Annotated in this window: 24 protein-coding genes; 12 read left to right on the forward strand and 12 right to left on the reverse strand. The window is 48.3% G+C overall.

All coding sequences use genetic code 11. From position 1 onward, the window contains the following. Positions 1 to 10 precede the first annotated feature (10 nt). A complete protein-coding gene (gene sbcD, locus MHI30_RS05920) occupies positions 11 to 1,192 on the forward strand; it encodes an exonuclease subunit SbcD (RefSeq protein ID WP_075754893.1) in 1,182 nt (393 codons plus the stop codon). Then, positions 1,189 to 4,581, forward strand: coding sequence for an exonuclease subunit SbcC (gene sbcC / locus MHI30_RS05925; RefSeq protein WP_075754895.1), 3,393 nt, complete (start codon positions 1,189 to 1,191; stop codon positions 4,579 to 4,581). The genes sbcD and sbcC overlap by 4 nt, the downstream gene beginning before the upstream one ends. 44 nt (positions 4,582 to 4,625) lie before the next feature. Here sbcC and MHI30_RS05930 read toward each other — a convergent pair whose 3' ends face one another. The 6 genes from MHI30_RS05930 to MHI30_RS05955 are packed head-to-tail and all read right to left on the reverse strand — an operon-like array spanning position 4,626 to position 6,562. Beyond that, on the reverse strand, positions 4,626 to 4,844 hold the full coding sequence (locus MHI30_RS05930) for a spore germination protein (protein ID WP_016885923.1): 219 nt from the start codon (positions 4,842 to 4,844) through the stop codon (positions 4,626 to 4,628). Positions 4,845 to 4,899: 55 nt separating this feature from the next. Continuing rightward, entirely contained in the window at positions 4,900 to 5,283 is a 384-nt protein-coding gene (locus MHI30_RS05935; RefSeq protein ID WP_065643359.1) for a spore germination protein GerPE, read from the reverse strand. Further along, on the reverse strand, positions 5,280 to 5,462 hold the full coding sequence (locus tag MHI30_RS05940; protein ID WP_075754897.1) for a spore gernimation protein GerPD: 183 nt from the start codon (positions 5,460 to 5,462) through the stop codon (positions 5,280 to 5,282). The genes MHI30_RS05935 and MHI30_RS05940 overlap by 4 nt, the downstream gene beginning before the upstream one ends. After that, positions 5,459 to 6,073 (reverse strand): spore germination protein GerPC, encoded by a 615-nt coding sequence (locus MHI30_RS05945; protein ID WP_075754899.1) that lies wholly within the window; start codon positions 6,071 to 6,073, stop codon positions 5,459 to 5,461. Before MHI30_RS05945 ends, MHI30_RS05940 begins: the two co-directional genes overlap by 4 nt. Before the next feature lie 18 nt (positions 6,074 to 6,091). Beyond that, the gene (locus MHI30_RS05950; protein ID WP_075754901.1) at positions 6,092 to 6,328 is read right to left on the reverse strand and encodes a spore germination protein GerPB; all 237 of its coding nucleotides are present in this window, start codon (positions 6,326 to 6,328) and stop codon (positions 6,092 to 6,094) included. 12 nt (positions 6,329 to 6,340) lie between these two features. Further along, positions 6,341 to 6,562 carry a spore germination protein gene (locus tag MHI30_RS05955; protein ID WP_075754903.1) on the reverse strand — a complete coding sequence of 74 codons (222 nt, stop codon included), beginning with the start codon at positions 6,560 to 6,562 and terminating at the stop codon, positions 6,341 to 6,343. A gap of 181 nt (positions 6,563 to 6,743) precedes the next feature. Between MHI30_RS05955 and MHI30_RS05960 the strand changes: the two genes are divergently transcribed. After that, positions 6,744 to 7,037 carry a DUF3784 domain-containing protein gene (locus MHI30_RS05960; RefSeq protein WP_075754905.1) on the forward strand — a complete coding sequence of 98 codons (294 nt, stop codon included), beginning with the start codon at positions 6,744 to 6,746 and terminating at the stop codon, positions 7,035 to 7,037. 82 nt (positions 7,038 to 7,119) lie between these two features. Here MHI30_RS05960 and MHI30_RS05965 read toward each other — a convergent pair whose 3' ends face one another. Both MHI30_RS05965 and MHI30_RS05970 read right to left on the reverse strand, forming a co-directional pair. Beyond that, entirely contained in the window at positions 7,120 to 7,302 is a 183-nt protein-coding gene (locus tag MHI30_RS05965; RefSeq protein WP_020450876.1) for an aspartyl-phosphate phosphatase Spo0E family protein, read from the reverse strand. Positions 7,303 to 7,468: 166 nt separating this feature from the next. Next, a complete protein-coding gene (locus MHI30_RS05970) occupies positions 7,469 to 8,551 on the reverse strand; it encodes a CotH kinase family protein (RefSeq protein WP_075754907.1) in 1,083 nt (360 codons plus the stop codon). 165 nt (positions 8,552 to 8,716) lie between these two features. On the opposite strand from MHI30_RS05970, the gene MHI30_RS05975 reads away from it, so the two are divergent. From MHI30_RS05975 to MHI30_RS05990, 4 genes are all read left to right on the forward strand, one after another. Continuing rightward, entirely contained in the window at positions 8,717 to 9,328 is a 612-nt protein-coding gene (locus MHI30_RS05975; RefSeq protein WP_075754910.1) for a hypothetical protein, read from the forward strand. A gap of 151 nt (positions 9,329 to 9,479) precedes the next feature. Then, entirely contained in the window at positions 9,480 to 10,385 is a 906-nt protein-coding gene (locus MHI30_RS05980) for a fumarylacetoacetate hydrolase family protein (protein WP_075754912.1), read from the forward strand. Positions 10,386 to 10,659: 274 nt separating this feature from the next. After that, positions 10,660 to 11,712 (forward strand): ribosome small subunit-dependent GTPase A, encoded by a 1,053-nt coding sequence (gene rsgA / locus MHI30_RS05985; RefSeq protein ID WP_075754914.1) that lies wholly within the window; start codon positions 10,660 to 10,662, stop codon positions 11,710 to 11,712. A 134-nt stretch (positions 11,713 to 11,846) separates the two neighbouring features. After that, on the forward strand, positions 11,847 to 12,203 hold the full coding sequence (locus MHI30_RS05990; protein ID WP_011197750.1) for a YisL family protein: 357 nt from the start codon (positions 11,847 to 11,849) through the stop codon (positions 12,201 to 12,203). A 38-nt stretch (positions 12,204 to 12,241) separates the two neighbouring features. Here the strand turns inward: MHI30_RS05990 and MHI30_RS05995 are convergent, their stop codons facing one another. Then, positions 12,242 to 12,808: a DUF2777 domain-containing protein gene (locus MHI30_RS05995; protein ID WP_020450883.1), complete on the reverse strand. Its 567-nt coding sequence runs from the start codon at positions 12,806 to 12,808 to the stop codon at positions 12,242 to 12,244. Between the two features lie 164 nt (positions 12,809 to 12,972). Here MHI30_RS05995 and asnB point away from each other — a divergent pair, with 164 nt between their 5' ends. Next, entirely contained in the window at positions 12,973 to 14,814 is a 1,842-nt protein-coding gene (gene asnB / locus MHI30_RS06000) for an asparagine synthase (glutamine-hydrolyzing) (RefSeq protein WP_075754916.1), read from the forward strand. 225 nt (positions 14,815 to 15,039) lie between these two features. Here asnB and MHI30_RS06005 read toward each other — a convergent pair whose 3' ends face one another. The 3 genes from MHI30_RS06005 to MHI30_RS06015 form a co-directional block, all read right to left on the reverse strand. Then, on the reverse strand, positions 15,040 to 16,419 hold the full coding sequence (locus MHI30_RS06005) for an ammonium transporter (RefSeq protein ID WP_075754918.1): 1,380 nt from the start codon (positions 16,417 to 16,419) through the stop codon (positions 15,040 to 15,042). Between the two features lie 56 nt (positions 16,420 to 16,475). After that, a complete protein-coding gene (locus MHI30_RS06010) occupies positions 16,476 to 16,817 on the reverse strand; it encodes a P-II family nitrogen regulator (protein WP_075754920.1) in 342 nt (113 codons plus the stop codon). Between the two features lie 202 nt (positions 16,818 to 17,019). Further along, entirely contained in the window at positions 17,020 to 18,396 is a 1,377-nt protein-coding gene (locus MHI30_RS06015; protein WP_025805600.1) for an MATE family efflux transporter, read from the reverse strand. Positions 18,397 to 18,481: 85 nt separating this feature from the next. Here MHI30_RS06015 and MHI30_RS06020 point away from each other — a divergent pair, with 85 nt between their 5' ends. From MHI30_RS06020 to MHI30_RS06035, 4 genes are all read left to right on the forward strand, one after another. After that, on the forward strand, positions 18,482 to 19,345 hold the full coding sequence (locus MHI30_RS06020) for an AraC family transcriptional regulator (protein ID WP_075754922.1): 864 nt from the start codon (positions 18,482 to 18,484) through the stop codon (positions 19,343 to 19,345). 28 nt (positions 19,346 to 19,373) lie between these two features. Further along, a complete protein-coding gene (locus MHI30_RS06025) occupies positions 19,374 to 19,931 on the forward strand; it encodes a GNAT family protein (RefSeq protein ID WP_020450889.1) in 558 nt (185 codons plus the stop codon). A gap of 56 nt (positions 19,932 to 19,987) precedes the next feature. Beyond that, entirely contained in the window at positions 19,988 to 21,031 is a 1,044-nt protein-coding gene (locus MHI30_RS06030; protein WP_075754924.1) for a LacI family DNA-binding transcriptional regulator, read from the forward strand. A 166-nt stretch (positions 21,032 to 21,197) separates the two neighbouring features. Further along, positions 21,198 to 22,226: a Gfo/Idh/MocA family oxidoreductase gene (locus MHI30_RS06035; RefSeq protein WP_075754926.1), complete on the forward strand. Its 1,029-nt coding sequence runs from the start codon at positions 21,198 to 21,200 to the stop codon at positions 22,224 to 22,226. Positions 22,227 to 22,298: the final 72 nt, after the last annotated feature.

Raw genomic sequence — 22,298 nt, forward strand, 5'->3', positions numbered from 1 at the left:
TGAGGCACACATGCGAATTTTACATACAGCGGACTGGCATTTGGGAAAAACGCTTGAAGGGAGAAGCCGCTTGAAGGAACAGGCGGACTTTCTTGAAGAGCTCACAAGGATTGTAAAAGATGAAAAGATCGACGCCGTTATCATGGCCGGAGACGCATTTGACACAGTGAATCCGCCTGCACTGGCTGAACAGCTTTTTTATGAAAGCCTCTCTGCCTTGTCTGACAAAGGAAACCGTCCGGTCGTCGTGATTGCCGGCAACCATGATAATCCGGACCGCCTTTCCGCGGCCTCTCCGTTAACGACAGACCATGGCATCCACTTGATCGGGTACCCGAAGACTGAGCCAGTTGATATAGAAGTCGCTTCTAGTGGGGAGATCCTGTCAGTCGCAGCACTCGCCTATCCTTCCGAGTCCAGACTGAATGAAGTGCTGTCGGAAACATTTGACGAAAAACTGCTGCGCGACCAGTATGATGAGAAAATCAAGCAGACCTTTCAGCGTATGTGCGGCAAGGCGAGAAAGGATGCGGTGCAGATTGCGGCAAGCCATATCTATGTGGCGGGCGGCAGCCAGACGGATTCTGAGCGGCCGATCGAAGTCGGAGGCGCATATACGGTGGCTGCGGAAAGCCTGCCGGAAAACGCCGCCTATGTCGCACTCGGGCATCTTCATCGCCCGCAGACGATCAAAAGGGCACGAACGCTTGCCAGATATTCAGGCTCACCGCTTGCCTACAGCTTCTCCGAAGCGGGATACGCAAAATCGGTCACCATTGTCGAAGCCGCACCCGGTCAAACAGCATCATGGGAAGAGGTCCATTTGACGAGTGGAAAACCGCTCGTCAAATGGGAGGCGGAAAAAGGGATATCCCAAGTGTACAGCTGGCTGGAGGAAGAGCGGGACAAAAACGCGTGGATCGATCTTGAAATCCATCTGACAGACCAGCTGTCGATTGAAGAAATTCACCGTTTGAGAAAAGCGCATCAAGGCATCATCCATATTCGTCCGGTTTTTGAGGAATCCGCCTCGGTTGAAGAGAAGATCCGGTCCAGAAACGTTCCGATTGAAGAACGGTTTATAGCGTTTTATGAAAGACAAACCGGCGGGGCGGTTCCCGATGAGGAAACCGTCAAACTGTTTCTGGAGCTCGCCGCAGGATCGGAACAGGAAGAGGGTGATGAAACATGAAGCCGATTTCCCTGTCTATTAAGGGGCTGCACAGTTTCAGGCAGGAGCAGGTAATCGATTTTGAGCGCCTGTGCGATGCCGGTGTGTTCGGCATCTTCGGGCCGACCGGAAGCGGCAAGTCGTCGATTCTTGACGCGATGACTCTCGCTTTGTACGGGAAAGTGGAGCGGGCCGCCAATAATACGCACGGTATTTTGAATCATGCCGAAGATGAGCTTGCCGTATCGTTTACGTTTAAGCTGCAGACAGGCCATGAGACGGCTTATAAAGTGGAACGGGTCTTTAAGCGGACAGATGCCGTCAAGGTCAAGACGTCGATCTGCCGCTTCATTGAAATGAAAGAGGAACAAATCGTTCTGGCCGATAAAGCGAATGAAGTGAACCGGAAAATCGAAGAGCTGCTGGGCTTGACGATCGACGATTTTACAAGGGCAGTCGTCCTGCCGCAAGGGAAATTCGCCGAATTTCTTTCCTTAAAAGGAGCGGAGCGGCGGCAGATGCTTCAGCGCCTGTTCAACCTCGAACAATACGGGGACAGGCTCGTCAAAAAACTGAAGAAACAGGCGCAAACAGCGCAGGCCAGAAAAAATGAGATGCTTGCCGAGCAGGCTGGATTGGGCGATGCGGGGAAAGAGGCGCTGAAACAGGCGGAACAGCATCTTGAAGAAGCCGAAAGCCTTTTGCAAAGCAAGAAGCGCGAACGAGACGCAGAAGCACAGCGCTTTGCGGAGTATCAGGAGATCTGGAACCTGCAGCAGGAAAAAGAAAGCTATCTAAAAAAAGAGGCGGAGCTTTTAAAGAAACAGGAACAGATTCGGGAAAAAGAAAGTCGCCTGCACCTCGCCGAAACGGCAAATACGCTCAAGCCTTATGCTGACGCCTTTCTGGCAGCGCGGGAAGATGCCGAACGCGCACGCCGGGAAGAAAAACAAGCGCGGGAACAATTAGAACAATATGAAGAGCTTCATAAAAAAACAGAACGCGAGTACGAGGATTTCAGGCGTCTTAAAAATGAAAAGGAACCGGAGCTTCTCAAGCAAGAAGAACAGCTCACCGCTTTGAAGGAAATTGAAAACAAGCGGCTAGCCGCACAGGCCGAAGCCGAAAAAAAGCAGCGCGAACAGCGTTTGAAAGAAGAGGAAATCAAGCATACGGCAGACGAGCTGGCCAAGGTGAAAAGCCTGCTTGAACGCGGGACAGCCAAGCAGAATCAGCTGAAAGCGGAGCTGAAATCTGTCCAGGTATCTAGCGAAGAGCGTAAAAACTGCCGAAATGCCAATCAGCTTGCTTTTCACATTCAGCAGCTTAACAACGATGCCGCTCTAGAAAAGGAACGGTTTGATCAGCAGGAGACGCTGATCAAAGAGCTCCAGCAAGAACAGCAAGCAGTAGATCAAAAAGTAAAGGCTGAAACCGAACGTATCGAGGCATTGTTTGCCGCTGTTGAACGAGCGTACGCGCTCGTTTGCGAAACAGACAGATCGCTCTCTGAGACCATCCGTCTCGCGTCGCAAAAAAAAGAAGAGATTGCGGCAAAACGGGAACAGGCAAACCGTGATCAGCTGGCAATCGAACTGGCAAAGCAGCTCAAAGACGGGGAGCCTTGTCCGGTCTGCGGATCTGTACATCATGAAATGCCCGCCCGCGTCGGCACAGAAAGCCTGTCATTTAAAGAGACGGAATCCGAACTGGAGAAAACGGAAGCCATCATCGCCGAAGCCGGCGCGCTGGCTCAGGAGTTTCTTTCCGCCAAAGTGGCACTCGAACAGCAGTCCGACCACCTGGTGAGCGAATGCCCGTTTTTAGTGAAAAGCAAACATGAACTGCCTGAAACCGCAGCATCGTTGGAAGAAGGCACCATTCCCGAACGGTACAACCGCATCAGCTTTGAATGGAAAGGAATCAGGCAGGATCTCGCCGAGACAAAAAACCGGATGTCCAAGCTCCTTCACACATATAAAGAGCTCTGCAAGAAACACGATCAAATCAGCGAGCGCCTCAGCCATGAAGAAAAGGAGCGTAACAGGCTTCAAAACCGCGTCCGCGATTTAAATGACCAGTTAAATGAACGCCGAAAAAGCTTCGGCGAACAATTCGACGGCCTCTCTTATGAACAGGCTGAAAAATGGCAAAAAACGATTGAAGAAAAAGATCTGGCCGCAGAGGCATTCGAAAAGCGTATCGAAACGAGCGTCGACTTTCTCACAAAACATGAACAGCAAAAAGAGAAGCTCACCGAGCGCTTGTTTGCGCTTGATAAAGAAAAGCTCGACCTTCGCTATGCGGTCGAAAGCCTTAATAAAGAAATAAACGATTATCAAAAAGAGCTGATGGGCTATCCCGATACAGCCGCGATCGACAAAAAGCTTCAAGACGTGAAAACGCAATTGGCCAAGCTGCATGAGCAGGAACAGACGCTTTACGGACAGCTCAAAGAGACCGAATCCGAGGTCAGCCGTTTAAGAGGACAGACAAAAGGGTGTGAGCTCGCTTTGCGTGAAGCTGAAGCAAGGCTTGCGAAAGCGGAGGACATTTGGCAGGAAAAAGCCGGAGGTACACCTTTTGAAAAGGGTTCTGAAGTGAAAGCGAGCATTTTAGACCGCGATGAGCTTGCCCGGCTGAAAGAAGACATTCAAATGTATTGGGATCAGACAAAGCAGTGCGAGTCCAATATCAAGCGGATTACGGAAAAGCTTGATGGGAGATCGGTTTCTGAGGAGAATTGGGAAAAAGCCGCCGTCACGAAGGACAAGGCGGAGGAGGCATTCAGCAAAGCCTTGGAGGAAAGAGGAGCGGCCGGCAAAGCTCTCGCCGTCATCCGCGAGAACCATAAAAGGTTTAAGGAGCTTGAAGCATCATTGGCTGAATGGCAGACATACATCGACCGCCTTGATAAACTCCAAGCCGTCTTTAAAGGAAACAGCTTTGTTGAATACTTGGCAGAAGAGCAGCTTGAAAGCGTCACAAGAGACGCATCTGCAAGACTCGGCGAACTGACAAGACAGCGGTATGCGATTGAAGTCGACTCCGAAGGCGGCTTTGTGATGAGGGACGATGCCAACGGCGGGGTCAAGCGCCCTGTTACGAGTCTGTCAGGCGGGGAGACCTTTCTGACTTCACTGGCGCTTGCGCTTGCACTTTCGGCACAGATCCAGCTTCGGGGAGAGTATCCGCTCCAATTCTTCTTTTTGGACGAAGGGTTTGGCACGCTTGATCAGGATTTGCTGGATACGGTCGTGACCGCATTGGAGAAGCTTCAGTCTGACAATCTGTCGGTCGGTGTGATCAGCCACGTTCAGGAACTTCGGGCCAGGCTGCCGAAGAAGCTGATCGTCCATCCGGCTGAGCCAAGCGGCAAAGGTACAGCCGTATCGCTTGAAATGATTTAACCTGATAACCAAAAAGCAGCCTTCTCCTAAAGGAAGAGGCTGCTTTATGCATTTCCGACAACATTCTGGTCGCTTACATCCGGGTCTATATAATTTGTCGCGTTTATACCATTGTTGACGATAAGGAAATCTCCAGTATTACCAGCACCAGAACCGAGTGCAGACTTTGAAGAGCTTTTTGGAGATAGATAAAAAGAATCGCCGAAATTCACTACTCCTCCTGAGATTTCATTGATTTTAATGGGTCCGACAATGGCTGGCATGATTGATCGACATCCTTTATAGAAGTCTCTGAACCAGTATATGTCGGGCGGGCTGCTATTGTGAGTTCCTTGGAGGAGGAAGCTTTCTGATATGTTTGATTCTCGCCTCAGCAATGATTCGGCGCGTCGAACCAACCTGAAAAACTGAAGAAGAGGAAACCCCGGCAATTTTTACAGCTCTGACTCGAATGACGGGAACCTCATGGAAAAACGCTGATGAGACGCCGGTTTCCGGTAATAATTGTGGTATCGGCTGCTGAAAAAGAGGGAAATCTTCCTGATTAAATGAGCCTTCATTTCCGAAAAAAAGTGAAAGGTAGCGCTGGACAGCGAGAATTTTCACTTTAGGAACAATCTCTTCGACATCCCCGATTTGCAGGGCGCTGGTGATCCCTACTGATTGTACTTTCAAAAACTTTACTTTTGATGTTCTGATCATCTTGATTCCGGCGCCAGCGGGACAAACGGCCCGACAATGAGAGAATCAGGCGGTGTATCAAAAATTGATGACAGGGAAATGCATTCTGTATCTCCGATTAAAAAAACAGATGAGCTTGAAACCGCGGTAATGTTAATGTTGCCTACATCGAAACAGCGGTTCACAACGGTAAAATTCATTTGTTTTCATTTCCTTTCATTTCGTCAGGAATCGATTTGAGAAAGTGCTCGATTGCCCGGGCGATATCACGTTTTACATAATCGGCCAGCCGTTCTGCATGCTCGCGGGGCTGGATGTTTTCGCCAGGCTGCACATGTTTGACGTAATAGCGGATGCGGCTGTCGATTTGCTTTCTGATGTCTTCGATAATGTGGTGGCGGTTTGTATCGTCCAATTTACTGTCATACCGGTCTTCCAGCTGTTCCAGCAAATGAGGAGTTTCTTCATTTAAGTAGGCATCGACAAGCTGTCTCGTTTGCTGCATCAGCTGGCCGTCGAGCTCCTGCTGCAGCATTCCGATACCCGGCGGCTGCTGGCTGATTTCAAAGTTCTCCACCTGTTCAGGATCTGTCGGATTAAGCCCGATGTTGAGCGTTCCTTCAAGACGCTCGATCTTCAGCTGGTCAAATTTGTATTCAATCCGGTCAATCCTTGTGCCGGGATTTTCTTTCAGGTTGTTCAATTCTGCCTGTAATACGGCCATTCGCCTTTCGAGATTTTCAATCAGAGCAGCCTGCTGCTGCACATAGCTGTACCAGTTTTGAGAATAGGAGGGATTGTTTTGCTGCATAAGTGATCACACCCCCGTTTAGCCTGTTGTAACAGATGGAGCCATGAGAGGAACGAAGGTCGACTGCGGCCCCTCTGCCTCTTGGAAAACTTCGCCGGTGACAGGTGGGGCTGCTTCCGTGTAGCTCCCTGTATTATAAAGGTTGGCAAGTGTTTTAATGGAGCCCGCGCTCCCGATCTGCAAGACGGAAGAGTTGCTGATGCCTTCGACTCTTAAATAGTTGATTTGAATCGATTGGTTGATATAAAAATTCATGCCCCCACCTCCTTACAGGTTGCCTGCGACCGGCTGATCAATCATATCGTTGTCATATGTGTTGGTGATGCTGTTCTGGTTGTAGACGCTGAGTCCGTCTCCGGTATTGAAACTGCCGGCGCCTGCGAATGTTTTAACTTCTGCATAAGGAGAAATCGTGATGCAGTCTCCGACATGAACAACGCCGCTCGTACCGACGGCATTTACTTTAAAAGCTCCGACAATAGCTGGCATGATGGCACACCCTTTAAGTGATCAAACGTTTTTTATGGGCTATACACCATATCCTATGTTGTATGGGCACTTTTGTGATAAAAAAAGAGGTTTTTCCGTGAGTGCTGATCACATGCGGGTGAAACGCATCAGATGGGAAAACGTATGAATAAGAAAACGGTGCGATAAGGGGAGGAGACGTATGTATTTTCAATGGAATGCGATGTCAATCACTGCAGCCCTGCTGTTCTTTTCAGCAGCCTATGCAGTCGGAATCAAAAAACAAACTTGGATATTGCGGGGATTTCGCCGGGAAAAGATAAGGGATCAGGATAAGCTGGCCAAAATCGCAGGGTATTTCTTTTTAAACAGCGGATTTTTGTTATTCTTGAACGGGTTTGTTTATATCCCGTATCAAGAGTCCTTTACGCCTTCAGTCATTCTTGCCTACGGTGTGTGCACGATAATTTATGTTCAAAAAACAATGACCGAATAGCCAAAGCTGCGTCCTGAAATCAACGGATGATGAAACGGAGGAGAGGGAAGGCCGGGCATCAGGCGCAGCTTGCAGTCGGAGGTCATGACGTGTGGCGGCCTTTTCTTTCTTCCGCATGTATCACGCAGTTTTCATCCTTTTGCATTCGTTGGTTCAGCAAGTTGTCCAATTCCTGACTGCATTGAATGGCCTCTTTGGAGTTGATGCCGAACTTTTCGGCAGCTTCAAATAAGGCCAGTCTTTTTGCTTCAATTTTATTGTTCATCATGGCAGTCTCCAACTTTCGATTTGTATTTTGAGTCGGTAATTTCAGGTATTCAGCGCATTGATGTCCTTGATATTGCTAGTATACCTTATTTTGTGTAAAAGGGATTTTTTTCGCCAATATGAAAAAAAATGTGACATTTTTTTCGGAGGACAGCGACAGTCTATTATCGGGAAAGCTCGAAAAGCAGGAACCGCTTCCTCTGATCGATAAAATGAAAAATTTGTTTTTGCTCATCTTCGAGCCGGCTGTATGTGACGGTTGTATAAGGATCATGTTCAAGAAAAGGCGCGATTGTCTCGTGCCAGTTTACCGCATACCGCGAAAGCCGGCTGATTGTAAATTGGCGGTGCAAGACATTTTTCATTAAATTAAAGTATTGGGATTGAAAAGCCGGGATGTCGAGCAGCCTTGCAGACAGCGTATTATAGCCTTTCGCCGGAATCCGGTTGTGCTCCATTTCTTCCCCGTGAATATTCCGTCCCCATGTCGCGTCATAATCCCATGGAATGATTTGAAACGTTTTTGTGCGACCGTTTAAATAAAGCGCGTAATTATGGACAAAGCCGTCGAAATTTTGGGTGCAGACGGCGCCGATGAGCCACAGCAAATATTGTTTGACATCGAGATAGCGTTTGATTTCTTTTTCAAATATGTCGTCTTTGGCGGTATTGATAAAGTAGATAAACTCCTGGAGGTAGTCATCGTGGCGGCTTGAACCCGTTTTTCTTTCGTATCCCTGCATGAGATTTTGCTTAGCCTTTTTATCGAAGGAGCTCAGCAGAGAAAAATTAGCATCGTCATCAACGGCATAATAAATGGCCCCCCTTTCTAAATTTCTCCTCTTTAAGAAATGATCGTCAACAGATTCGATTTTTAAATAGATGCCTTCTTTTTTTTCATTGAGATAAAGGAAAACGTGCGATGCTGCCGGCGCAAGAACGCCGATTTGTTCAAAAAAATGAAAGGACAGCCTGTTTCTGATGAAAGACGGGTCGTGATATTCCGCGTTCAAATGAAGCGCAGCCTCTTCAGCCTTTTCTTTTCTGTCCGGATATTGAATGAAATAGGACTTTTTTGTCAGTTTGCGGGTATGGGCCCCTCTGTATGACACTGCGACAGGCGTCTTTGCTGAACCGGTCAAGAGCATGCCAGGAACAGCTTCATCACTCCAGACGTCTTTTTTCAACTCAAGCAGATGCTTCGGATGAATGTGCAGCCTGAAGGCCGGCAAGGCAGTGGCACTCATCATCATTTCCTCCTTTTTCAGCTGACATATCATATGTGAAAACAGCTAGTCCCGGAAGCGGACCGCCTAAGTTTGAACAAAAACAGTCATTTGCCTCAGTACACTCGTCTTTACGGTGCGTATGATAAATCAGGACATAAAAAAGGAAGAACAGGAGGTTACAAGATGAGTGGTGTCCATGATCATGACATTAAAGAGGCGGTAGATCAGCTGAAGAGCGAAGGCAGAGACCATTATTTAGACCGGGAACCCGAAGAATCCGCCGGCTCGGGAAAAGAGCGGCGTCCGCATAACATTTGGGATCTTTGGTGGGGGATCGAGCCGGACAGAAGCAAAAAACATCATAAAAGCAAGAAGCATGACGATCATGAAAAACCGGATAAAAGCAAGCCTGACAAAAGCAAAAAACCTGACAAAAGCAAAAAGCCTGACAAAAGCAAAAAACCCGATGACTGCAAAAAGCCTGACAAAAGCAAAAAACCCGATGACTGCAAAAAGCCCGACAAAAGCAAAAAACCCGATGACTGCAAAAAGCCTGATAAAAGCAAAAAACCCGATGACTGTAAAAAGCCTGACAAAAGCAAGAAACCCGACGACTGTAAAAAACCGGATAAAAGCAAAAAGCCTCACGATTGCAAAAAACGGGATAAATGCGGCAGCAAACGCCCCGACCATCATCGCTGCAAGAAAACTCACCATCACAAACGAGGCGGCTATGAAACCATTACAAAATGGTCTGACGGAAATCTGACCGAAGTCATCTACCGGAAAAAATAAGAGAAGCGGCTTACTGCATGGTGAGCCGCCATTTTCTTTTCCGGGAAGGAACGCCCGGGACTTTCGAAGCTGTTTGCAGAAAGCGAAAAGGAATTTTCGTTTTTTTAGAGAATATGTAGAATAGTTTAAATCATACTGCGGGGGAATATTTATGAAGTTTGCGACAGCAAAGCTACACAGCCGTACATTTGTAGGGCTTGTCATGGGTGAGAAGATAATGGATTTGCAAAAGGCGGAAAAAAAGCTGTTTGAGCTTGAAACGATACCTGGAACGCTTATCGAATGCGTAAGCGAGGGAGAGAAGTTTGTCCGCCATGTCGAACAGCTAGTGGAATGGTCAAAAAAGAAAAACAGCGAAGAGAGCGGTTCGTATATTTATCCGCTGTCAGACGTTGATTTGCTTGCGCCGATTCCCGAACCGCGGAAAAACGTGATCTGCATCGGAAAAAATTATCGGGATCATGCGATTGAAATGGGTAGTGAAGCAGATATTCCCGAACATATCATGGTGTTTACAAAAGCGCCGACTTCGGTTATCGGCCACATGGAAGGGATTGATGCCCACGAAGGCGTGACAGAGGCGCTCGATTATGAAGGCGAGCTCGCGGTTGTCATCGGCAAAACGGGAAAGAACATCCCGAAAGCTGAAGCGCTCGACTATGTGTTCGGCTATACGATCATTAACGATGTGACGGCGCGCGACCTGCAAAAGAGGCACAAGCAGTTTTTTATCGGCAAAAGCCTTGATGCGACTTGCCCGATGGGGCCGTTTCTTGTACATAAATCAATGATTGAAGACGCAGGCGACTTGAGGGTGGAGACGAGAGTGAACGGCGAACTCCGCCAGTCGGGCAGCACAAAGGATATGATTTTTCCGATTGCGGAAATGATCGAAACGCTGTCCAAAGGAATGACGCTTGAAGCGGGGGATATTATCGCAACCGGTACGCCGTCAGGAGTCGGCAAAGGCTTCAATCCGCCGAAGTTCCTCCGAAAAGGCGATCAAGTCGACATTACGATCGAACCGATCGGAACGCTTTCCAATCCAGTTAAATAAAGGATTGTCAAAAGGATGGCTTTAGCATATAATGAAGCTGTCAAATTTTTTAGAAATGAGGGATGTGTGATGAGAATGGATATTGTCTTTTTTGCCCAACAAACGATCATTACACAGCCCATGTAATATTTCGACTGGTATTCTTCAAATGGATCTGGTGATATATCCATGGGCTGTCGAAGCGGCTCATGGAGTGTTTATATGTTGAGAGAGCCGTGTATTTGCGGCTCTTTTTTTGTTTGAAAAATCATCAGATCTTTAGGAGGAAACCACATTGAATTTATCTGCATTAGGTATCAAATATATCATGGAAGCTTTAAAGGACGAGGAAGGTCTGATTTTAGGAAGGATCGCCCTTGAGCATAAAAGGTTGTACCGGGTATGGACGGAAGATGGAGAATGGCTGGCAGAAATCTCAGGCAGGCTGCGGTTTGAAGCGGAAAGCCGCGGAGACTACCCCGCTGTCGGCGATTGGGTGTATATGCGTCCCCGCGGCGGCGAAAAGAAGGGAATGATCACGGAGATCGTTCCCCGATTCAGCAAATTTTCGCGCAAAGCGGCGGGGGAGCCTGCGGAGGAACAGATCACCGCAGCAAACGTCAACACGATCTTTCTCGTCAATGCGCTCGGTCTGGATTTTAATGTGAGAAGAATCGAACGCTATTTGCTGCTGGCGTGGGAAAGCGGAGCCAATCCCGTCATCGTCTTGAGCAAAGCCGACATCGCTGATCGGATTGAAGAAAAGGTGCGCCAGGCGGAATCCGTGGCATTCGGGGTGCCGATTCATGTCATCAGCGCTCACGAAGGCAATGGGATGGATGAGTTGAAAGCGTATGTGAAACAAGGAGAAACCGTCGCCCTTTTAGGGTCGTCAGGCGTCGGCAAATCAACGATCATCAACTTTTTTCTAAACGAAGACAGGCAGGCGGTGCAGTCCGTTCGTGAAGATGACGACAAAGGACGGCATACGACGACACACAGGGAAATGTTTTTGCTGCCTGAAGGCGGACTTTTAATCGATACGCCGGGGATGCGGGCCTTGGAGCTTTGGGAATCGGAAGAAGGATTCAGACAGAGCTTCAGCGATATTGACCAGCTTGCGAAAAACTGCCGATTTTCAGACTGCCTGCATCAAACAGAACCCGGCTGCTCCGTGCAGGAGGCGCTGGCTGACGGCAGACTCGATGCCGGCCGGTTCCAAAGCTACCTGAAATTAAAAAAAGAGCTTGAATACCTCGAAAGAAAAACGGATAAACGGGCGGCACAGCAGGAAAAAAAGCGGTGGAAACAGATAACGAAAAGCATGAAAAAGAACAAACACAAATAAATGAAAAAGGCGCTGATGAATGGTTTCAGCGTCTTTTTTGCTGCGAAAATGACAGCGTTCACATTGTTTTGTTTAATGGACCGGTTCATGATAAGATAAGAACGATACCTGATTTGATAGGGGGAAAAATGAAGATGACGCATATGCATATCACGTCTTGGGTGATCGCGCTCATTTTAGTGTTCGTTGCTTACGGACTTTACTCATCTGGAAACAGCAAAGGCGCAAAAATTACACATATGATTCTCCGCTTATTCTATATTATCGTTATCATTACCGGGGCGCAGTTATTTTTAAAGTTCACGGCATGGAACGGAGAATACATAGCGAAGGCCTTGCTCGGCCTCATCACCATCGGATTCATGGAAATGCTTTTAATTCGCAGGAAAAACGGAAAAGCGGCCACCGGGATCTGGATCGGCTTTATTGTCGTTCTGCTCTTGACGGTTGTGCTTGGACTCCGGCTTCCACTCGGCTTTAAAGTGTTTTAATTAAAAGACATCGGTTCTTGATGAGAACTGGTGTCTTTTTATGTCGGCGGCTTGAAGGTTGAAATCATCACGATTCGTTCCCCGTCTGAAGCAGTCCATTCGAATCTGTCCTTCCATTCCTCTTTTCGTTCGTAATGATGCTGCAGGGCGCATTGTTTCATATCATGAGAAAACTGATAAAACGAAACGCCCTTCACATCCTTTTTCCCGGGCCAAAAGCTCAAGCCGTTATAGGCGAAGACGCAGTCAAAGACGGAAAAGCCGAGACTGTTCAGCTGATCCAAAAAAGAATAGAACTGTCCGTCTTCCAGATCGTTCAAAAATTCGAGAAATGCCTGTTTTACCGTTTTTAGATAACGGATCGATTCTCCGCCTGTCAGCTTCACGGTCTCCGGCTTTTCCGTGACGGCGAATTGATCAAACAGTTCGGCTTTTTGCCATTCTCCGTCTATGCTGATGAAAACTCCGGGACTGTTCAGGCTTTCAACCAAAAATAAATCTCCTTCTTCGTTTTCAATCAGGCAGATCCCGTCTTCCATTAAAATTTTGCCGTAAATCCATTTGCGCTTTTCCGCGTAAATTCGTTTTTGGCGTTCGGTGTCCATAGGCGGTCTCCTTTCTTATTTCGTTTTTTCCAAAACGGGCTTGTCTCATACAAGACTCTGTTGGACAATTCAACTATTATTTTAAGGTGCATAAAATAGGTAAAGTGACAAAGGAAGTGAAGCCTAAAGCAGAGGAAGAACATTAGAATTGGAGCTGATCGACAATGTGTGGAATAACGGGGTGGGTCGATTTTAAGAAGCCGCTTGTCCGGGAGCAGTCCATCATGGAGAAAATGACTGAGACGCTTTCGAACAGAGGACCTGATGATACGAATATTTGGGGAAAGCGCCATGTTTTATTCGGACATAAACGCTTGGCAGTTGTGGATCTGGAAGGCGGCAGACAGCCGATGACCCGCACACACCAAGGATACGATTATACGATTTGCTATAACGGCGAGCTCTATAATACGGAGGATTTGCGGAAAGAGCTTAGGCAGCGGGGGCATCAATTCAAGAGCCACTCAGATACAGAGGTTTTGCTTCATTCATACATGGAATGGAAAGAGGAATGCATCGACAGGCTGAACGGAATTTTTGCATTTACGGTATGGGATGAAAAGCGCGATCTTCTTTTTGCGGCACGCGACAGGCTCGGCGTTAAACCGTTCTTTTATACGGAACAGGGCTCATCATTTTTGTTCGGATCTGAAATCAAAGCGATTCTCGCTCACCCTGAAGTGAAAGCAAAGGTCGACCGTTCAGGGCTGGCCGAAATTTTCGGCCTCGGTCCGTCGCGATCTCCGGGGAGCGGTGTTTTTAAAGGAATAAAAGAGATCCGCCCGGGGCATGCGATGATTTTCTCAAAAGACGGTTTAACGGTTTGGCGCTACTGGAATGTGAAAAGCGAGAAGCATACGGACAGCTTTGAGGAAACGGTGGAAAATGTGCGGTCGCTGTTTCAGGACGCCGTCACAAGGCAGCTTGTGTCTGATGTGCCGGTATGCACGTTTTTATCTGGCGGGGTTGATTCGAGCGCCATTACCGCAACGGCCGCCAAGCATTTTGAGGAAGAAGGGAAGGGGCCGCTTCATACGTTTTCGATCGATTATGAAGACAATGAACAATATTTTACGTCAAGCTCATTTCAGCCTAACGCCGACGGCCCGTGGATTAAAAAAATGTCCGATGCATTCGCAACGGTTCACCACAACTGCGTGATTTCCCAGGAGGAGCTGGCCGCTTATTTGGAAGAAGCCGTACTGGTCCGGGATTTGCCGGGGATGGCTGATGTCGATTCTTCTCTGCTGTGGTTTTGCCGTGAGATTAAAAAGGATTTTGTCGTAAGCCTTTCCGGGGAATGCGCGGACGAAATTTTCGGCGGCTACCCTTGGTTCCATTCGGCAGAAGATGTGAAAGGTTTCCCATGGATGAGATCAATGGAAGAACGGATCGGACTTCTGCAGGACGGCTGGCAGAAAAAACTGAACCTCGGCGAATATGTGAAGGCGAAATACGAGGAAACGGTTAAAGAAACACCGCTGCTTGAAGGAGAAACGGGTGCGGAGAAACGAAGGAGAGAGCTGTTTTACTTAAATATGCTCTGGTTTATGACAACGCTCTTGGATCGAAAAGACAGAATGAGCATGGGGGCGAGCCTCGAAGTCAGGGTTCCGTTTGCGGATCACAGGCTTGTCGAGTATGTCTGGAATATTCCGTGGGATGTCAAAATGCATGGCAGCCGTGAAAAAGGCATCTTCCGCAAGGCGCTTGAAGGCATTTTGCCTGATGAAGTGCTGTACCGCAAAAAAAGTCCATATCCGAAAACGCACCACCCGGCCTATACGAAAACCGTCATTCGTTGGCTGGAGTCATTGCTGGAACAAAAAGACTCGGCGCTTTATGTTTTCTTAGACAAGAAAAAACTGAAGCGGCTGATTGAGACGGAGGGCGCATCATTTCAAGTTCCCTGGTACGGACAATTGATGAAGGGACCGCAGCTGATCGCGCACCTTGCCCAAATCCATACTTGGTTTGAGAATTATCGAATTGATATCGAGGAATAACATAAAACACCCGGCATAAGCCGGGTGTTCCAGATTGTTGGCAAAATCGCAAAACGGCTTTTTGTTTTGCGATTTTGTCATTCCTTCTGCGTGACCCGAAACCCTTGCAGGTCTGACAACGGATATGAGGGTTTGTCGACACGCTGAAAACAAAAAGAAACGGCTGCGTTTTTTAAACACCGCCGCTGATTTCAATGATCGGCCGGCGAGCCGGATGGATGAGAGTCAAACCTGTTCTGTTTTGGAAGACGGTCCCGGCTTTAAATTGTTGAGCCGTGAGACAAGATCCGTTCCGAAAGCGGTGCTGACGTCAACATCGCCCTGATCGATGTAGCTTTCTTTATACTCGTACGCCGAAGAACCGTGTTCGGCATAATCGAGTCCGGATATTTCCTCTTCTTTTGATACCCGGATCGGAGTGATAGCTTTCATTACCGCAGTGACAGCCGATGTGGCAGCGAGGGTCCAGGCTGCGATCGCCAAAATGCCGACGGCTTGAACGCCGAGCTGTGCGGCTCCTCCTCCGTAAAAGAGACCGCTCGATGTATTGAAAAGCCCGACTGCAAGCGTCCCCCAAACACCGCAAATACCGTGAACGGCAATGGCGCCGACGGGATCGTCAAGCTTCAGCACCTGATCGATAAACTGAACGCCGACAACTAAAATGACACCGGCGATGAATCCGATTAAAATCGAGCCTGTAAATGAAACGCCGTCCGCGCCCGCGGTAATTCCGACAAGGCCGCCAAGCGCGCCGTTCAGCGTCAGGGAAGGGTCGATCCTGCCGTAGCGGAAATAAGTGAACAGCGCCGAGCTGACGACTCCGCCCGATGCCGCTAAAAGGGTTGTGGTGATGACGTGCGGGACGGCGGCGGGATCAGCTGCAAGCGTGCTTCCGCCGTTGAACCCAAACCAGCCGAACCACAGGATAAAGACGCCGAGAGCGCCCAGCGGAATGCTGTGCCCTGGAATGGCGTTGACCTTGCCGTTTGTATATTTTCCGATCCGCGGCCCGAGAAACATGACAGCCGCAACTGCGCCCGCAGCGCCTGTCAAGTGAACGATTGAAGATCCGGCAAAATCGACAAATCCGAGGTCGTACAGCCAGCCTTCCCCCCAAGTCCAATGGCCGACAACCGGATAGATGAGACCGGTCATAAACAGCGTCAAGATCATGTAGCTGCCAAGCTTCATCCGTTCAGCGACAGCGCCGGAAATAATGGTGGCGCACGTAGCGGCAAACACGGCCTGAAAGACGAAAAATCCGACATCCTGATCACCCGCTAAAGCAAAACCGCTTGTGCCGATGAACCCGCCGGCGCTGTCTCCGAACATGAATGCGTATCCGGCGAAGAAATAAAGGATGGAGCCGATAGAGACCGTCAGGAAGTTTTTCATTAAAATGTTTAACGTGTTTTTAGCTCTCGTAAAGCCTGATTCAACCATCGCGAAACCGGCGTGCATAAAAAAGACGAGCAGAGTGCCGATGGCTACCCATGTCATGTTGACCGAGTCATTGACCGATTGCGCCGTCGGTTCGGCGGCCAGAGCTGATGCTGTGAAGAAAAAACTGAGGAGCAGGACGGCAGATACCTTGGTTTTCATAAGAATCACCCTTTCTTAAAGTATCGGCTAAAAGAGGCGGGATGGAGCCGGTCGTTTTACACAATCGCTTCCTTTCCGGATTCCCCTGTCCGGATTCGAATCGCATTTTCAATCGGGAGCACAAAGATTTTTCCGTCGCCTACCGTATTTGTCGAACATGTGCTTTCGATGATTTGGATAATTTCATCAACGCTCTCCGATTCAATCACCATTTCGACTTTCACTTTAGGCAGCAGCCTGATTTCGTAGGAGGTGCCGCGAAACAAAGCCTGTTTCCCGCGCTGCTGCCCGCAGCCGGCAACCTCTGAGACCGTTAATCCGTTTATGCCAACCTCTTCAAGCTTTTTGCGGAGGCGGGGAAACTGTTCAGGGCGTATAATCGTTTCGATTTTTTTCACAATGTATATCCTCCTTTTGGTGTAAGGTTTTATTACGTGTATTGTTATGTTTATTATCATACGTAATATCAAATTGAAAATCAATACGAATTTTCAAAAAAATTAATCTATTAGACCTATTCTTTGAAAGGCTTGTGTTCATAGAATGAAATTCTTGTGATGTTTTTTAACATGAAAAAACCTGCTTTCAGTTGAAAGCAGGTTATGCCGCAAAGCCTTTTTGTAGCCACATTTTAGATCTCCATCTTCTGTACATCAAAATTCCCCTGACCCACTCGTCGGCGATGAAGGAAAACCATATTCCAGCCAGGCCGAATCCGAGCTGAATACCGAAAATATAAGCGATCGGAAGGCCGATTCCCCACATTGAGACAATTGCCATATAAACCGGATATTTCGCGTCTCCAGCAGCTCTGAGAGAATTAATGATGACCACATTAAACGAGCGGCCCGGCTCCAGGATAATCGTCAAAAGGATCAGTATACTGGCCGTTGCGATAATATCGGGATTGCTGCTGAAAATGCCGATCAGCTGTTTGGAAAACACAGCGAAGAGAACGGAAGTAAATGTTGTAATGGCCAGAGCCCACCACAGGCTTTTCAGGCAGCGGCTGTATGCTTCATCAAATTGCTTCGCGCCGATATGGCGTCCGATTAAGATTTGCGTTCCCTGGCTGATCGCTGTGCCGAAAAGCATGATAAACATCATCAAATTTTGGGTATAGACTTTTGTTGTCAGCGCCTGCGCGCCCATCAGCGTGATAAAATAGGTGACAATCATCTGTGACGCGTTATATGACAGCTGCTCCCCTGCTGAAGGAATCCCAATTTTCAGCAGTTTTTTCAGGTGACTTTTCTTTAAGACAAACAGCCGTTTGGACAACAGCGGCATGCCGACGCGCTTTTTGACGAGCAGAGCGATCGCCAAAAGGCCGATGATGCGCGCGATTGAAGTGGACATTGCCACGCCGGCCACGCCTAAAACCGGAAAGCCGAACGGTCCGAATATGACAAGATAGTTGCCGGCGATGTTCAGGATATTCATGCCGATGGTTACAACCATTGTGTCCTTTGTATACCCGTAGCTTTTCAAAATGGCGCTGAACGTCATAATGAGCGCTTGGACAAAGGACAGCCCGCCGACGATCTGGAGAAAGATGCCGGCTTCAGCAAGCAGGTTGGCGGAAAGGCCCATCATCAATAAAAGCGGTTTGGCAAATATATAAATCGCCGCACTGATGAATAGACTGATGATAAAATTGGCGCTGATGGAAACATAGCCGACTTCCATTGCTTCGGCTTTTTGCCGCGCCCCTAAAAATTGAGAAATAATGACGGTTGTTCCTGTTGCGATAAAACCGAACATCACAATGATCAAGTTCAGCATTTGGTTGCTGACGCCGACGGCTGCCACGCTGTCGTCGGAATATTGGCTGAGCATCAGGGTATCTGCGTTGCCCATTAACATATATAATGAAACCTCGATAAAGATAGGCCAAGTCAATGCGAATAAAGAGAGGTTTTGAGGTGCTGTTTTTTTCATGGCGTTTGACCCCTTTCTTTTAAAATTCCGTTTTATAGTGTAACGCCATTTTCTTATAATAAGAAGAGACGAAACCGATACTTCTTGGAGAAATCCGACTTGATGAAAAAGGGGAGAGAACATGGAACATATCATCTTTACAATTCCGCCGCTCCCTGTGTTGATTACCGGCGGAGAAGGGCTGTTCAAAAAAGGGGAAAAGCATGTGAGGCGTGAATATTCCGTGTTTGATCTCTTATATGTAATACAGGGGGAACTATTTTTGACTGAGGACGGCGACCCCCATCAGATCCGGGAAGGGGAATACATCATCCTTGTACCGGGGCTTGAGCATTATGGACACAAAGGCTGTCAAGACGATACCCGCTATTTTTGGCTGCACTTTCAGGAGCCGTCTTATGGCTTCGCACAGCAGGGAGGTGAGAACTGGACCGAGCTCAAGCTGAAGAAGGGGACGTTTGAAACGCCGACATTATATCATTTAAAGATTCCGAGAAAGGGAAAGATCGACCAAAAAGCGTTTATTGAACAGCAGTTTAGGCGTTTGATTGACGATTCCGCCCAAAATTCCGACCTGCCTCTTCGGAAGCAGCTCTTGTTCGAAGAGCTGCTGATTCACCTGCAGAAGGAGGCGTTCCACATTCCTTCGGCGAGTGAGCGTGTGGCATCCGAAGCGCAGCATTACATCGACCGCCACTATAAGGAGAAGCTCAGCATGGAGCAGCTTGCGGCTGCCCTTCACTATCACCAGGACTACATTACCCGCTGCATGCAAAAGGCGTTCGGCATCACACCGGGCCAATACGCCAATAAGGCGAAGGTTTTTGAAGCGAAGCGGCTCCTTTCTTCGACAAACGACAAAATGTCATCGATTGCCGAACAAGTCGGAATCGATGATCCGACTTATTTCTCAAAGCTGTTTAAACAAATAGAAGGGATTTCGCCTGTTGAGTATAGAAAGATGATGAAGAGAAATATTGAGTGATATTTTCAAAGCATAGGAGGAGAAAAGTTTGGCATCCATCAATGGTGAAAAAGTAAAGCTGCGCACGATCACAATGGATGACCTGCCCGGATTATGGAGAATGATTTACGGAACCCGAAACCCTGAATGGAAAAAATGGGATGCCCCTTATTTTCCGCTTCAGCCCGAACCGTTTCAATATTTTCTCGACTCTTTTGTGCCGGCTTTAAAAGAAAAACCGCCGCGCTATTTGGCGATTGAGATCGAAGGAGAGCTGAAAGGAACAGTTTCTTACTATTGGGAGTGCCGGCCGACACGCTGGCTGGAATGCGGGATCGGCATCTATGATCCGCGGTTCTGGAACGGAGGTTACGGCACGGAAGCCGTAGAATTATGGGTCGGCTTCCTATTTGAAAACGTCGATGTGCCGAGAATCGGAATGACGACGTGGTCCGGCAACAGGCGGATGATGAGGTGCGCCGAAAAAGCCGGGTTTAAGATGGAAGGCCGGATTCGCAAAGTCAGATATTATGACGGAGTCTATTATGATTCAATCAGATACGGAATATTGCGGGAGGAGTGGGAGCTGATTTGCGGCGGTAGCTGACACGCTCTATAATGTAATATTAGATATCTTTCATCAGCGGACTAGAGGGGACCAAAATGAAAAAAACCATTTATGATGTAGCGGAAGCGGCAGGCGTTTCGATTTCCACGGTTTCCCGGGTAATCAACAATACCGGGAGAATCAGCAGGTCGACAAGGCAAAGAGTGCATGCCGTCATGAAAGAACTCGATTATCAGCCGAATGTTCACGCTTCTGCGCTTACCGGAAAGCGCACGAACATTATCGGCCTGTTGACGCCCGATATTGCAAACCCTTTTTTCGGAGAGCTTGCCAAAAGCGTTGAAGAGCGGGCGGGCGAACTTGGCTTCAGCATGATGATATGCAGTACCGACCGCGATCCGAAAAAGGAGACAACGTATTTCTCGGTGCTCAAGCAAAAAAGCGTCGACGGCATCATTTTTGCGACTGGCATCGAAAATCAGGAGAGCATGGATGCGCTCGAGGATATTGCAAAAGAGGGCATACCACTCGTGATGATTTCTCAGGATCGCGCCCTTGTTCCGCTGGATGTCGTGGTCATTGACGATTTTATGGGCGGATACTTAGCGACGCGGCATTTAATTTCCCTCGGCCATAAGACAATCGCCTGCATCGCCGGCGACGGATCGACAACCGGAGAAAAAGACAGGCTGAAAGGCTTCCAAAAAGCGATGGATGAAGCCGGCATCAAAGTGGATGAATCGCTCATCGCCGGAACCGGTTTTTCCTTGGAATGCGGCAAAAAAGCAGCCGCTCAGATTTTCGAAAGCAACATTCCGACCGCCGTTTTCGCCATGAATGATGTGCTCGCGTGCGGAGTCATTCAGACTGCAAGGGAATGGGGGCTCCAAGTTCCAACTGATTTATCTGTCATCGGCTTTGATAATACGTTTTTAGCCGAAATGACCGATCCGCCGCTTACGACAGTGTCGCAGCCGATTGAAGAAATGGGCCGCCGTGCGGCCGAGCTGCTGGCCGAAGAAATTAGCGGTAAGAAAAGCTCGAAAAGCAAAATCATTCTCATGCCTGAACTTGTCGTCAGACAGTCGACGGGCCCTCCATTTAAAAAAGAAGCATATGCCGAAAAGAGCGGGTTTTAATAGAAAAACGCTCTTTTTTCGTTTATAAAGAGCAAGCGCTTGACCTGATGAAAACCTAAAAAATATTGCAGATAAAATAAATAAAGGGTAAAATCAGAATTGAAATGAGCAAGCGCTTTCTCTAATTAATAAAGCGCTTTCATGAGATGCAAAGGGGGAGAAGAAAATGACAGAACGAGTGAGATGCGCCGTATTGGGGCTCGGAAGGCTCGGCTATTACCACGCAAAAAACCTCAAAACCGAGGTGCCCGGGGCCCTGCTCGCCGCTGTGGCCGATCCGGCAGAGGGAAGGGCGAGGGAGATTGCCGCTGAACTGGGTGTTGAAAAGTGGTTTGAAGATCCGTTTGAATGTCTCCGCGATCCAGAAATTGATGCCGTCGTCATCGTGACGCCGACATCTACCCATGCCGAAGTGATCAAACAGGCGGCCGAATGCGGCAAACAGATTTTCGTCGAGAAGCCGCTGACATTAAATCTTGAAGAATCGATTGAAGTCATTTCTAAAGTCAAAGAAACGGGCGTGATTTGCCAGGTAGGGTTTATGAGGCGGTTTGATCCTGCTTATGCGGATGCCAAAAGGAGGATCGATGCCGGAGAGATCGGCAAACCGATCTATTATAAAGGGTTCACGCGCGATTTTGGCTCTCCTCCGGCCGAATTCATTAAAAAAAGCGGCGGTATTTTCGTCGATTGTTCGATTCACGATTATGATATCGCGCGTTATTTAATGGGGGCTGAAATTACTGCGGTTTCCGGCCACGGAAAGGTTTTGAAGCACGCGTTCATGCCGGGATGCCATGATGTCGATCAAGCGCTCACCTATATGGAGTTTGATTCGGGGGCGACGGGTGATGCGGAAGCAAGCCGCAATTCGTCTTACGGCCACGATATACGCGCCGAAATTATCGGGACGGACGGCAGCATCTTCATCGGGACGCTGCGGAACCCGGCGGTTACCGTGCGGACCGGACAGGGGAGCAGCTATAATATCATTCCGGATTTCCAGGCGAGGTTCCATGAAGCGTACTGCTTAGAGCTGCAGCACTTTGCCGAGTGTGTTCGCAACAAAACGAAACCGATTGTGACTGAAGTGGATGCGGCAGTCAATCTGGAAATCGCGCTTGCGGCCACAGAATCCTGGTCAACAGGCAAGACCGTCAAGATTCAGTATCAGACGAAACAGCTTACGGTATGAAACGGGCTGTGATAAAGACAAAGTATGCCGGAGATCATCCTGTGGTCAATAGGATCAACAGAAAGAAGGGCG

Origin of the sequence: Bacillus sp. FSL L8-0528, assembly GCF_038593085.1 — a bacterium.
Lineage (GTDB): Bacteria > Bacillota > Bacilli > Bacillales > Bacillaceae > Bacillus > Bacillus paralicheniformis.